This window comes from Micromonospora sp. NPDC007230 (assembly GCF_042869115.1).
In the GTDB taxonomy this organism is placed as follows: Bacteria; Actinomycetota; Actinomycetes; order Mycobacteriales; family Micromonosporaceae; genus Micromonospora.
Genome location: NZ_JBIAFE010000002.1, coordinates 78,398 through 91,849, shown reverse-complemented (window position 1 = coordinate 91,849; position 13,452 = coordinate 78,398). Strand labels below are relative to the sequence as shown.

At 68.4% G+C, this 13,452-nt stretch carries 8 protein-coding genes; 5 read left to right on the top strand and 3 right to left on the bottom strand.

Translation table 11 applies throughout. The annotated features are described in order from the left end of the window. Nucleotides 1-48: 48 nt before the first annotated feature. On the bottom strand, nt 49-1,038 hold the full coding sequence (locus tag ACFYML_RS03570; protein ID WP_387419091.1) for a LacI family DNA-binding transcriptional regulator: 990 nt from the start codon (nt 1,036-1,038) through the stop codon (nt 49-51). Nucleotides 1,039-1,214: 176 nt separating this feature from the next. Here ACFYML_RS03570 and uxaC point away from each other — a divergent pair, with 176 nt between their 5' ends. The 5 genes from uxaC to ACFYML_RS03545 all read left to right on the top strand — a co-directional run bounded on the left by uxaC (nt 1,215) and on the right by ACFYML_RS03545 (nt 9,649). Then, nucleotides 1,215-2,639, top strand: coding sequence for a glucuronate isomerase (gene uxaC, locus ACFYML_RS03565; protein WP_387419090.1), 1,425 nt, complete (start codon nt 1,215-1,217; stop codon nt 2,637-2,639). A 220-nt stretch (nt 2,640-2,859) separates the two neighbouring features. Beyond that, nucleotides 2,860-4,545: a glycosyl hydrolase family 28-related protein gene (locus tag ACFYML_RS03560; RefSeq protein WP_387419089.1), complete on the top strand. Its 1,686-nt coding sequence runs from the start codon at nt 2,860-2,862 to the stop codon at nt 4,543-4,545. Nucleotides 4,546-4,993: 448 nt separating this feature from the next. Further along, nucleotides 4,994-6,547: a glycoside hydrolase family 28 protein gene (locus ACFYML_RS03555; RefSeq protein WP_387419088.1), complete on the top strand. Its 1,554-nt coding sequence runs from the start codon at nt 4,994-4,996 to the stop codon at nt 6,545-6,547. Between the two features lie 242 nt (nt 6,548-6,789). Continuing rightward, complete coding sequence (locus tag ACFYML_RS03550; RefSeq protein WP_387419087.1) at nt 6,790-9,177, top strand: glycoside hydrolase family 28 protein; 2,388 nt, start codon at nt 6,790-6,792, stop codon at nt 9,175-9,177. A 22-nt stretch (nt 9,178-9,199) separates the two neighbouring features. Then, nucleotides 9,200-9,649, top strand: a complete 450-nt coding sequence (locus ACFYML_RS03545) for a hypothetical protein (RefSeq protein WP_387419086.1) — start codon at nt 9,200-9,202, stop codon at nt 9,647-9,649. 260 nt (nt 9,650-9,909) lie between these two features. On the opposite strand, the gene ACFYML_RS03540 is transcribed toward ACFYML_RS03545, so the two are convergent. Together ACFYML_RS03540 and ACFYML_RS03535 are read right to left on the bottom strand one after the other, a co-directional pair. After that, on the bottom strand, nt 9,910-12,132 hold the full coding sequence (locus ACFYML_RS03540; protein ID WP_387419085.1) for a hypothetical protein: 2,223 nt from the start codon (nt 12,130-12,132) through the stop codon (nt 9,910-9,912). Between the two features lie 312 nt (nt 12,133-12,444). Beyond that, nucleotides 12,445-13,434, bottom strand: a complete 990-nt coding sequence (locus tag ACFYML_RS03535; protein ID WP_387419084.1) for a LacI family DNA-binding transcriptional regulator — start codon at nt 13,432-13,434, stop codon at nt 12,445-12,447. Nucleotides 13,435-13,452 lie beyond the last annotated feature (18 nt).

Here is a 13,452-nt window from a genome sequence, read left to right as displayed (position 1 = left end):
GTCACCCCGAAGGTCGCGGCCGTGGGCCGGCGGTCGGGGAGGTGGTGGTCAGGTGGTTCGCGCAACCCCGGTGGAGCCGCGCACGAGAAGTTGAGCGGGCAGTTCCCGACGCGTGTTGCGCACGCTGTCGGGCTGCAACAGCAGGGCGAGCAACAGGTCGACCGCGGCTCGGCCCGCTTGTTCCTTGACGAGCGAAACGGTGGTGAGTGCCGGCGAGGACATCGCCGACATCTGGATGTTGTCGATGCCGATCACGCTGATGTCGTGCGGCACGTCGACGCCACGGTCCCGCAGCCGGCTGAGCAGACCGAGTGCCATGACGTCGTTGTAGGCGATGACCGACGTGACGCCGGAGGCGATGACGAGATCGGCCGCCGCGACCCCGCCCTCGAAGTAGGGCGGGAAGTGACCGGCCACGTACAGTTCCATGCCGGCGGCGCCGGTCGCGGCGCGCATGGCACGCATCCGGTCCCGGGTGGACCATGAGGTCCGCGGCCCGCCGACCCAGGCGACTCGCTGGTGGCCGAGCGCCTGGAGATGGGCGATCGCCTGTCGCACGCCCTCCGCGTTGTCGAAGACGACGGACGGAAGGTTGCCGAAGCGGCGGTTGACCATGACGAGCGTGGTGTGCTCGGTCAGCTCGCGGATCTCCTCCTCCCGGGCTCGGGGGGAGCACAGGATGAGGCCGTCCACCTGCTTGGCGAGGACCCGCACGAGCCCGATCTCGGCGGCCGGGTCCTCGTCGGTGTCGGCGAGGAAGACGGCGTAGTCCGCCTCCCGTGCCTTGGCCTGCACCCCCTTGACCACGCTGGGGAAGAACGGGTTGGTCAGGTCCGGGACGATCAGTCCCAGGTTGCCGGTGCGGCCGGTGATCAGACCACGGGCAGCCCGGTTGGGCGCGTAGCCCAGTCGTTCGGCTGCTCGTAGGACCCGCTCCCGGGTGGCGTCGTTGACCATCTCCGGCGTCGACAACGCCCGCGACACCGTCGACGCCGAGACACCCGCCTCGCGGGCCACCTCGCGGATCGTCGCTCGCACGGCTCACCTCCCTGCTCCGTGGCGTGCCTCGCAGTCTGAAACCGATTGCAGTTCTGTGTCAATACTCGGTTACGTGAATGTTTCCGGGAGACGGACGCAGCTTCCCCTTGTCGGTGGGCGAGGTCGATGCAATCCTTTGCAGGAGTTGTTCAGCCCTAGCCGGCAAGGAGATTTGCGTGGCCCAGCTGCGTCTGCACCCCGACCGAGCCCTGCCAGCCGGAGACGACATCCGCACCGTCGCCCGCCGGATCTACCAGGCGACGCAGGCGCTGCCGCTGCTGTGCATGCACGGGCACGTCGACGCGGCCGTCTTCGCCGACGACGACCGTTTCGCCGACCCGGCGCAGCTGCTGGTGGTGCCGGACCACTACGTGACCCGGATGCTCGTGTCCCAGGGCGTTCCGCTGGAGAGCCTCGGCGTCCCCAGGGCCGACGGGGGTGCGGTCGAGAGCGACCCTCGACAGATCTGGCGGCGCTTCTGCGCCCACTGGCACCTCTTCCGCGGCACGCCCAGCCGCTACTGGCTCGAACACGAGATCGTCGAGGTCCTCAAGATCGACGTAGCTCCCGGCCCGGACACCGCCGACCTGCTGTACGACCTGATCGAGGCCCGCCTGGCCGAACCCGGCTTCCGGCCGCAGGCACTGCTCGATACCTTCAACATCGAGCTGATCTCCACCACCGATCCGGCCACCTCCACGCTCGACGACCACGCCCGGCTCGCGGCGGCGGGCCTCGGCGCCCGGGTGATACCCACGTTCCGCCCGGACGCCCTGACCCACGTCGGCTCCACCGGTTGGGCCCGGCGGCTCCAGCAGCTGCAGGAGCTCTCCGGAGTGGACACCGGCGACTACGACGGCTTCCTCGCCGCACTGCGCAACCGCCGCGAAGCCTTCGCGCAGGCCGGAGCGCGGGCCACCGACCACGGTCACCTCACCGCCGCCGCCGAGCCCCTGCCGCAGGCCGATGCGAGGCGGATCTACGCCGAGGCGCGCGACGGCGGCGTGCGCGACAACGACGCGGCCGCCTTCGCCGGTCACATGCTGTTCGAGATGGCGCGAATGTCGTGCGACGACGGCCTGGTCATGCAGATCCACCCGGGGGTGCTCCGCGACCACGACACCGCCATCCACACCGCCTTCGGCGCCGACAAGGGATTCGACATCCCGGTCAGCGCCGAGTTCACCCGGGCGCTGCGGCCGATGCTCAACGCGTTCGGGCGCGACCCGAACTTCCGGCTCATCCTGTTCACCGTCGACGAGTCCGTCTACTCCCGCGAGCTCGCCCCGATCGCCGGCGTGTACCCCTCGGTGCGGCTCGGGGCGCCGTGGTGGTTCCTGGACAGCCCCGACGGGATGCGCCGCTTCCGCGAACTGGTCACCGAGACCGCCGGCTTCTACAACACCTCCGGCTTCGTCGACGACACCCGCGCGTTCCTGTCGATCCCCGCCCGCCACGACCTCGCCCGCCGCATCGACGCCGGCTACCTGGCCCGGCTCGTCCTGGAGCACCGGCTGTCGGAGGACGAGGCCGTGGAGACCGCGATCGACCTGGCATACCGCCTGCCGCAACAGGCGTACGCCCCAGCCGCCGGGGAATAGCCGCAGTCGTCCGCGCCCTGGACCGTCACGCAACGCTGGGCGGCCCGGCTCATGCGAATCAGGTGAGCCGGGTCGTACTCGGTGGGAGCCGATCAACGATTGAAACAAGTTTCAGTCTCGTCACGCATTGACCGCCGGCCAGCCCTTTGGTGTCGTGAACCTCGCACCGCAAACGATTGCAATCCTTTGCCGTACACGAGCAGGGTTCGGAGGAGTTGCCATGCCGCCGATCACGCATCCCACCATCACCCGACGAGGGCTGTTCGGCCTGGGGGCAGCCGCCACCGCCGCCACGACGCTCGCCGGCACCGCTCGGCCGGCGCGGGCGGCGGCCGCGGAGACCGCCGAGCCATCGAAGGACGCCTCCACTGAACTCCTGCAACAGTGGCGGGAGGCTCCCGGCTGCCACCCGCTGGTGCCGGACGTGTCCGCCGCCGGCTACCGGCTCGGCGAGCGCCCGCCGACGCCCCCGGTCATCGCCAAGGTCACCGACTTCGGCGCCCGCCCCGACGGGACGGACTGCACGGCGGCATTCAACGCCGCCGTACGTCACGCGGGCGAGCACGGCGGGGGAGTCGTCCTCGTGCCGCCGGGGACCTACACGCTGTCCGGGCCGGTCTGGATGCACTGGTCCTCAGTAGTGCTGCGCGGGGCGGGCCGCGACTCCACCGTGCTGCACTTCACCCGTCACCTCGAGGGCGGCTACCGGCCGAACCGCCAGCCCAACGGAAACAGCCGCTGGTCCTGGACCGGCGGCCAGATCTGGTTCGTCTCGCCCGAGCGCCGCGCCCGCTCAGAGGCCGAGGACTACGCAGGAACCGAAGGGTGGCTGCTCGGTGACGTGCTCGCCGAGGTCGGCGTCGCCTCCCGCGGTCAGCGGACCCTCATGGTGTCCAGCACGAGCCGGCTGACTGCCGGGGACATGGTCGTCCTGGAGTGCCAGAACCCGCCGGACGCGAGCCTGTTGAAGTATCTCGCCGGCGACGTGCCCGGCACCCGGGACTACGACTGGCCACGCGGGGCGCCCCAACTCGTCACCGGGTCCGGCGGGCAGTACGTGCAGTACGCGACCCTGCAGTGGCCGGTGCGGGTCGAAGCAGTGCTCGGCGAGCGGACGGTCCGGCTGGCCCAGCCACTCAAGTATGACCTCCGGCCCGGATGGCCGGCCCGGCTGCGCGCCATCGGCCCCACCGTCCACGACGCCGGCGTCGAGCACCTCACGATCAGGAACGAGCTCGTCCCGCAGACCGCGCACAACAGGCATCCGGGCTCGAACGGGGTGTGCTTCCAGGCGGTCCATGACTGCTGGGCGCGGGACGTACGAGTGGAGAACTGCGACCTCGGTTTCGGACTCACCTCCGCCAAGTCGATCACCATCACGGGAGTCACCGTCGGCGGACGCGCCGCCCACCACAGCTTCGCCTGCCGCATGCAGTCCAACGACAACCTGGTGGAAGACTTCGAGATCGAACGGTTCACCGTCCCCGTTCCCTCCGACGCCGTCCATCACGGGTTGAACCTGGAGGGACTGTCGGCCGGAAACGTCTACCGGGGTGGCCGCATGGCCGAGGGAACGTTCGACTCCCACCGGGCCATGCCCTTCGAGAACGCCCGGACCAACATCACGCTCGAGAACAACGGGCGGGTGGGTGGCTCCGCCGCGTCGGGTCCCCTCTTCGGCGCCCGGATGACCCACTGGAACGTCCGCATTACGAACGGCCGCCAGTACGCGATCACGATCGCCGACGTGGCGCCGCGCAGCGTCACGCTGGGCGTGCAGGGCGTCGAGAACACCAGCAGCGGGTTGTCCCGCGATTTCTCCGGCGACCTGGAATCGCTGCTCGCCGCCCACGGGTCAGCACCGTCGGTCGAGGACCTGTACGTGGCGCAGCGCGGACGGCGCTAACAGGGCGACCGCACGGGTTGAAGTCGTCGGTGTTCGGATACCGCCGCGAGCTGCGGTAGGCGTACGGGCACCTACTGGCTGACGTGTTGTGACCCAAGCCCCTGCCCCCCGGGGCTGCAGGTCGCCTCGGACGCCGTCCGCTGCGCGGCGGAACTGGAACTGACGTGAGAGTCGACGCGGTTCAGTTCTGTGGCGGATGGCCGGAGAAGCCGGACAGAGGACGGGATTTGGCCACATCCGGCCAGATACTAGCGACCTGCTTCGATGGCTCGATACTCTGGCTCGCAGGATTGCCCGACGTGTCGTCCTGCGCCATCGCGCCGGAAGCCGGGCACCGGCTAGGCGTGCGCGCCCGCCCGGGTTGGAGAGCACTGGCGACCAACGGGGCGGCGGCCACGCTGCCGGCACCATGCCGGGTGGTGCGCCGGGTGGGACTCGTGCCCGCGTTGTGAGGCCGAAGCCCCGCAGCTCGTCGGGGCAGCGCTCCGCTCTTGAAGGGTCTTGCCGAGTAAGGGAGACGACGACGACAAGGAAAAGGTTTACCCTCCACTTGTCAACCGACCGAGGAGACTTGCACATGCCGAGCCAACCGAGCCGCCGCACGTTTCTCCGCAGCATCGGCGCCATGGGTCTGGCGGCCTATGCGCTGCAGTCCGGCAGCGCCGCGGCGTCCCCGTTGCCGCCGGGCAGCCCGTGGGCCCGAGCCGAGTACATCAGCGGCAAGGTGCGCCGCCCCCACTTCCTCGACCGCTCGTACGACATCCGGCAGTTCGGCGCCGTCGGCGACGGCGTCACCAACTGCACCGAAGCGCTCAAGCGGGCCATCCAGACCTGCCACGCCGCAGGCGGCGGTCACGTGGTCGTGCCAGCCGGTCGGTGGCTGACCGGTCCGATCCACCTGCTCAGCAATGTCGACCTGCACGTCACTGCCGACGCGGTGGTGCTGTTCAGCCGGCGCCCCGCCGACTATCTGCCCGCCGTGCTGACGAGGTTCGAAGGGGTCGAACTCTACAACTACTCGCCGCTGATCTACGCGTACGAGCAGGAGAACATCGCCGTCACCGGCTCCGGCGTCCTCGATGGCCAGGCCGACATGGAGAACTGGTGGCCCTGGTGCGGTGCGGCCAAGTTCGGCTGGAAGCCGGGTGACCCGCGGCAGACCGAGGCCAGGAATGCGCTGTTCGCGCAGGCCGAGCAGGGAGTTCCCGTCGAGCAACGGGTGTTCGGCGACAGCGGCTACCTGCGGCCGTCCTTCGTCGAGCCTTACCGCTGCCGCAACGTCCTCATCGAGGGAATCACCATCGTCGGGTCACCGATGTGGGAGATCCATCCGGTGCTGTCCGAGAACGTGCTCGTGCAGGGTGTGACCGTCAACTCGCACGGGCCGAACAATGACGGCTGCAACCCGGAGTCCAGCCGCATGGTCGTCATCCGTGACTGCACCTTCGACACGGGAGACGACTGCATCGCGATCAAGTCGGGACGGAACGCCGACGGCCGTCGCGTCAACGTGCCGAGCGAGGACATCCTCATCGAGGGCTGCACGATGCGCGACGGCCACGGCGGGGTGACGATCGGCAGCGAGATGTCCGGCGGTGCCCGCAACGTATTCGTTCGGGACTGCGAGATGTCCAGCCCCAACCTCAACATCGCGTTGCGGTTCAAGACCAACAGTGTTCGCGGCGGCTTCATCGAGGCCTTCCATGCCCGCGACCTGACCATCGGGGAGGTCGGCGGATCCGTGATTGACATCAACTTCTTCTATGAGGAGGGTCCCGGCCATGGCTTCAACCCGATCGTCGGCGACATCGACGTCCGCAACGTCATCGTGGGGACCGCGACCCGGGCGCTGAACCTCCGCGGCTACGCGGACGACCACATCAGGGGGATGACCCTGACCGACATCGACTTCGGCGCCACCAGCCAGCCCAACGTCGTCGAGTACGTCGACGACCTCGTCCTCAAGAACGTCCGCCAGAACGGCGTGGAGCTGGTGATCTGAGCCTGGCCAGGACCCGAGCCGAAGAGTGTCTTGTGGTGTTCGGTCCCACGGTGCTCTGGAAAGGCCGGAGATCGTCGTGCTCGCCGGGCCTTTTGGGGCCCGGTGCAGCGAGCTGGCCGCGCCGACTGGATGACGCGGGACGAACGCGCCAGCCATCAGTTCGGCTGTTCCTCGAAACATGAACGGTAACGACACGCACACCGGAGGTCATACCGATGAAGAGGCGAGGTAGGAGACGGGTCATGGTCGTCGCGGTGGCCGCGCTGGTGGTCGCAAGCGCACCACGCGTGGCATGGGCAGATCCCGTCGAATCCCAGGCGAGCACGGTGGAACTGCGCTCCACCGGGACCGTAGTTGTCGCCAAACAGAACGAATCCGGCATGATAAAAACTGTCGGGACCTCGACCATCACTGTCAGGAACGGCGTGACCGTTCAACAGCTCAAGGCGCAGATCGTCGCCAAGGACACGTCGAGACAAAGCCACATCGTGGTGAACAAAGATCATCAGGAGAAGCGGTCGGGCGCTATCGCCGACGGCGATAAGCTCCAGGTTACCGCCGAGAACGGCGAGGACCGATTCGCTTATCGGTTGGCAATCTACGACCCGGACGCCAAGAAAAGAGACGGCGCGTACTGGAACGAGGACCAGTACAACGAGATAGACCAGACGGTCAACGCCAACACGCCGACCTTCAAAGACAACTATTGCGACATCACCGATCCGAAGTATGCCGGCCTGGTGCGACGCGCCACCGAGACGTTCTACGTCGGTAATGAGGCCGACAACCCGGCGAACAAGACGTCACCGTTGGTCGCAAGCTCGCAGGAGGTGTGGTATTACACCGAGGCGATTCATGCCGCGATCAGAGACTGTCACGAGAGCGGTGGCGGTATCGTCGTCATCCCCGCCATGGGTTCACGCAACGCCAACGGCGCCTACTACTCGGGGGCGATAACCCTCCTGAGCAACGTCAACCTGCGGATCGAGACCGGTGCCGTGGTCAAGTTCATGCGGAACAAGACCAACGAGTACTACCCGGTCGTCCTGAGCAGTTATGAGGGGACCGACTTCTACAACTTCTCTCCGCTGATCTACGCGCTCAACCAGACGAACATCGCAGTCACCGGCGGCGGGACGCTTGACGGCCAGGAGGACATGTGGAACTGGCGACCGTGGAAGAAGGGCTACTGGGGTGAGCCGTCGGTGGAGAACAAGAGCCTCGACGCTCCGTACGGTGAAAACGGCATCCTCAACCAGATGAACTTCGAGGACGTGCCGATCAGGAAGCGGATATTCACCGACGACGGGCACATGCCCAGCACGATCCCGGTGCTCGACGGGGACACGGTGAAGCAGGTTCCGCCGCCAGTAGACGCGGTGGCCATGAAGTCGACCTTCCGTCCGCATTTCATCGAAACGAACCACTCTCGCAACGTCCTCATCGAGGACGTGAAGATCAGGAACACGCCGTTCTGGATCGTCCACCCGCTCAACTCCGAGAACGTACTCATCAGGGACCTCGACATCTACAGCGACAAGACCAAAGACTTCGAGGCCACCGGCTGGAACAACGACGACGGCACCAACCCGGAGTCCTCCAAGAACGTTGTCATGGAGAGGAACCGGGTTACGGTCAGCGATGACGGTGCCGCGATCAAGGCCGGCCGAAACGTCAACGGCAGGCTGCATCGGCAACCAAGCGAGAACATCATCGTCCGGGACTCGCTGTACAACAACGACAACATCGGCACCTACTCAGCCGCGGTCTCGATGGGCAGCGAGATGTCGGGAGGCATCCGGAACGTGTTCATCGAACACAACGAGTTCGGTGGACCTGGGCTGGCGATGATCCTGAAGATCAAGACGAACTCGTACCGGGGTGGATTCGTCGAGAAGATCTATCTCCGGCACAACCTGCTGAAGATGGCGCGGTCCGCGATGGTCCAACTCGACAGCAACTACTCCGAAACCGTGTCGTTCCCCAGCGCCGACATCTTCAACCCGACAGTCCGCAACATCTACCTGGACGACGTCAACACCGCGCCGACGATGACACCAGGCAGGACCACGTTCCAGTTCTCCAGCGCAGCCTCGCGTTCACCGGTGGAGAACGTCTACTATCGGAATTCGACCTTCCACACGAGCAACACGCTGCAGGCCGCCTTCAACTCCAACAAGAACATAAAAAACCTGGTTGTCGAGAATGTGACCTACATCGACCCGTCGACCGGAGCGGAGACGGTTTACCACACGACACCGCTGAACGTCCTGGACGAGACGGTAGCTCACGCAGGTGATCAGACCGTGCAACTGACACCGGTGAGCACCAGCAACCCGAATGTGATCAACAAGGTCTCCGGACACAGCTTCACGATCACCGGCCAGGTCGACCTGGCCACATATCCCGGCTTTGTAAGCGGCGGCACGGCCCGCATCTTCGTGGACAGGAGTGGCACGGCGATTCCGGTGACCATGAACGCGGACGGCTCCTTCACGAGCGGCACGATCACCCTGAACGACGACCAGTACTGGTACACCGATCGTCACTATGTCGCGCTGAACCTGTTCAACGGAATCAACATCAACACGATCGTCTACCACGTGGCCGCCGACACAGGCACCTCTTGAAGTCCCTGACCATTCTCCCCGGGTGGCCGCACCGAACCGCGCGGCCACCCGGGAGACGATCTCGCGCCCCGATCCGTGCGGCCAGGCGCCGCCTCGTCCTCGAAGGTCGATCCCGCAGATGCTGCGTCGGCGGTCCGGCGACCTGACCACCGCCCACGTCGCCGACGCCTGCCTGCGGGCCGGCGTCCCGGTGCACTGGGCACGGGTGGGCCCGTGGACGGTCGACGCCGGCGACGGTGCGCTGGCCGACGAGGACGGCGCGCTGGTCGTGCCGGCCGACCGGGTGGGGGAGGTGTTCGACCTCGCCGAGTCGATCAGAGACGCGGAGCGACGGCAGGCCGACCGGAGGTGGGCCGGGGAACCGCCGTCCGCTCAGATCAGCCTCGGGGCACATCTGGCCGCCCGGGCCGAGAATCCGGCGCTGACCTTCCGGAAACACCTGCGGGCAGTGGGCGGGGCGATCGAGGAGTGAACTCGGGGGCGGGGGGGGGGGGGCGCCCCCCCCCCCCCCCCCCCCCCCCCCCCCAAACCCCCCCCCCCCCCCCCCCCCCCCCCCCCCCCCCCCCCCCCCCCCCCCCCCCCCCACGCCCGTANGGGGGCCACTTCGGCCCGCCCGGCCCTATAATCCGCGGCTCACCTTCCCCACCCCCCGGGGGGCGGGGGGGGGGGTTAGCGGGGGGGCAGGGGGGGGGGGGGGCCCCGGCGACGCCGCCCCCCCCCCCCGACCGTCCGTCACAACGCCGGAGCAAGCCCCTCCCACCGAACCACCCAGCCCTCCGGGAACCCGGGTGCGGTGCCGTCGGCGCCGGCCGCCCCGGCCGCCCCGCCCGGCACGTCTGGGGAGTCACCCCAGCCCGCGCACATCATCGCGACGGCGTAGAGCAGCCCGCCCGCGGCCGGGAAGTATGGCGAAGGGACGCCCTTCTTGCCACTGGCCGGCAGCCCGGTGTCGGTGAAGCCGAGCCGCTCGTGCAGCAGGAAGTCCACCGCCCGTACGGGGTCGCCGAGGCGGGCGGCGTTCATCGCCAGCAGCGGGAAGTCCCAGCTGTACAGGTCGGTCACCGGCCACGTCTCGTACACCTTGGCGGTGGTCGCCCGCATGGTCTCGACGTCCACGCCGTCGCCGGGCAGCATGCCGTACGGGGCGACCGGGTCGGGGTGGTTGGTGTTGAACCGGGTCCACATGTCCGGCACACCCTCGTAGAGCACGTACCGGCCGTCCTGCACGGGCAGCGGCGCCAGCCGGGTGAGCACGTCGTCCCAGCGCGCGTCGCGGCCCAAACCGAGGCGTTCGCGCCACTGCTGGGCGACCCGAAGCCCGAACCGCCAGTACGACAACTCGAAGGTCGGGTTCGTGGTGGCCCCGGCGGGGTTGCGCTCGTTGGCGCACATCAGCGGCGGCCCTAGGACGTAACGGCCGGTGCCGTCATCGTGGGCGAACGACGCCATGAACTCGGCGCTCTCGAAGATCACCGTCTGCCACTTGAGCAGCGTCCGGCGGGTCGGGTGGGCCTGGTAGTCGAGTTCGGCCAGGAAGATCGGGTGCGGCTGCTGCCAGAGCAGCAGGGCGGTCGGCACGTTCGGCGACTCGCGTCCGGTCGCGTCACCGACCGCGGTGGTCATCTTCGGCCACCGGGCGCCCCGGAAACCCTGCTCGGCGGCGAGCTGCCGGGCGCGCGGCAGGAACCGGGAGTAGATGTCGGTGCTGCGGTCCAGCAGCGGCCACCGGTCCCAGAGCGCGTAGTGCGCGGCGTGCCACCAGTACATCTCCATGTGAAACTTGCCGTACCAGCCGTTGTTCACCAGGCCCGACTCCTGCGGCGGCTCATTGCCCGCCTCGTTGACGGCCAGGTGGTACTGGCTGAGCACGATCCGCCGCTCCAGTTCCCGCCACCGGGGATCGCTGCTGCCGGACAGGTCGACCGCCCCTCCCGTGTGCCAGAAGCGGGGCCACCAGGACGCGCTCTGCGCCGACACCTCGGCGGCTGGTGGGGCCGCCCGGTCCACCTCCGGTGCGAAGTGGCAGGTGAGGTCGAGCCCCTCGGAGCGCCCGCCGGTGATCCGGTAGCGGTGCCGCGCCGGGTCCTCCCGGGTCACCGTCGCGCCGGCGGTGAAGGTGAGTGCGACCTGGTACTCGGTCTCGTCCAGGACGTGCGTGATCGTCGCGCCGGCGTTGCCGCGGGAGGACAGGGTCGTGGTGTGTGCCTGCGGCCGGTCCCAGAAACCGACGTACGGGGCGGAGAACTTGTCCTGCCCGGCGGCGGTCGCGTAGGGAAAGTCGAGGAACACCGTGAGCCGGCCGAGCGCCACCAGGGGCGAGGTGATCCGGACGCCGACCGCGTCGATGCCGGGGTGGCAGGAGGTCTCCACGGTGACCGGATGCCCGTCCAGCCGGAAGCTGCTGTGCAGCACCCCCGTCCAGGTGTCCAGCCGCTGCACCGTGTCGGTGAGGTCGGCCTCGGTGGCCTCGGTGCCGTCGGCCCTCAGCAGGTGCAGGCCGATCCGGCCCAGGTTGATCCGGTGCGGGTTGCCCCGCAGCCAGTTGTGCAGCTCCGGCTCGTTCTTGTCGCCGGTCCAGTAGTAGACCGGCCGGCCGTAGGTGTTCCAGACCGTGCCCTTGTAGTCGGCGATGGTCTTCCCCGGCGGCAGGGCGTCGCTGTGCCAGCCCCAGTCGGACAGGGTGGAGAACGGGACGAACGTCTGCAGGCCGGTGACGTCGGCGCCGAAGGCGAACCGGCCGTTGCCCACCTGGACCGGCAGTTCCCGGTCGTTGGCGTACCGGACGACCGGGTGGCGGGAGACCACCGCTCGCCGGTCGATGCGCGGTCCGGGCTGCGGGGGCACCTGCGCCGCTGCGGCCTCCGCGGCGAGGACCTGGGCCATCAACGGAGCGGCGGCGAGCGCGCCGGCTCCCCGCAGGACAGTGCGTCGGCTGATTCTGCGTTCTTCGGTCATCACTGCGCCTCTCCTCGGGCGGGCGGGACGATGCCTCGCGGTTCGGGGCGAACGTGAATCGATTCAAGGATCCGGGTCACGCTACAAAGGCACCGATGGCGGCTACAACCCTTGCCGGCGAAATCGGCCGGATCCGGCCACCCGCCCCCGAGCCCGCTGCGGCACTGGTCGGGCTGGTGGTCACCCAGCCGCCGCACGTTCATCAGGAGGCCGGCTTGCCCTTCTGGTACAGCCACGTCGAAGAAGGCGTCGAGGTTTCCGTTGGTATTGGTGGTCTGCAGGCGCTCGTCGCGTTCGCCGCGGCCGCGCCGCTCAGGCGCGGCGTTCGGCTGGGCCGGACGACTCGCGAAGCACCAGCTCGGTGGGCAGACGGATCGCCTCGCCCTCGCCCTGTCGTGCGGCGAACTGCTCGATCACGAGCTCTACCGCGAGCCGACCGGCGTGCGAGCCGGGTCCAGCCAGGGTGGTCAGCGAGGGATGGACGAAGTCGGCGGCGAAGATGTCGTCGAATCCGATCACGCTGATGTCGGCCGGGACTCGGACACCGCGCTGGGCGAGGCGTCGGATGATGCCGATCGCCAGGAGGTCGTTGTGGGCTACGACGGCCGTCACATCGGTGCGTAGTGCTCCGTCGGCGGCGGCCCCGCCGTTGGCGACGTTGGGGGTGTACGGACCGATCCGGTGTGCCGTCAGACCGTGTGCTTCGGCGCCGGCGCTCAGTGCCGCCCAGCGCGCCGCACCCATCCAGGAGCTGGGTGGCCCGGCGCAGTAGGTGAAGTTCTGGTGCCCGAGCGAGGCCAGGTGTTCCAGGATCTGCTGACAGCCTGCGGCGGTGTCGAACGTGACGCTGGTCAACCCGGGCAGCTCTCGGTTGAACAGGACGATCCGGTGCAGTTTGGCGAGGTCGCGCAGGATCTCGTCGCGGAGTCGGCTGGAGGCCAGCAGGAATCCGTCCACGCTGGAGGCCAGGTCGCGGATCTGGTTCTCCTCGATGCGGCGGGACTCCTCGGCGTTGACGATCACGAGCGTGATGTCGGACGCCTTCGCGCGCTGCTCCGCGCCGCGGATCAGTTCGAAGAAGTGGGGATTGGTGATGTCGGACAGCACCATGGCGATGGTGCGGTGGCGTGGACCCGGAAGGGCGCGGTTCTGCGGTCTGTGCTGGTAGCCGAGCTGTGCGGCGGCAGCGACTATCCGCTGTCGCGTCGCTTCGTTGACCCGGCCGGGTTTGTTGAACGCCCGGGAGACCGTCGATGCGGCCACGCCGGCAGCTTGCGCGACGTCGAAGATGGTGGGCTCCACGAACGCATCTAGACACGA

Coding starts and splice junctions, on each gene's coding strand:
- ACFYML_RS03560 (WP_387419089.1), top strand. CDS start 2,860: ATGCCGCCGATCACGCATCCCACCATCACCCGACGAGGGCTGTTCGGC.
- ACFYML_RS03550 (WP_387419087.1), top strand. CDS start 6,790: ATGGTCGTCGCGGTGGCCGCGCTGGTGGTCGCAAGCGCACCACGCGTG.
- ACFYML_RS03540 (WP_387419085.1), bottom strand. CDS start 12,132: ATGACCGAAGAACGCAGAATCAGCCGACGCACTGTCCTGCGGGGAGCC.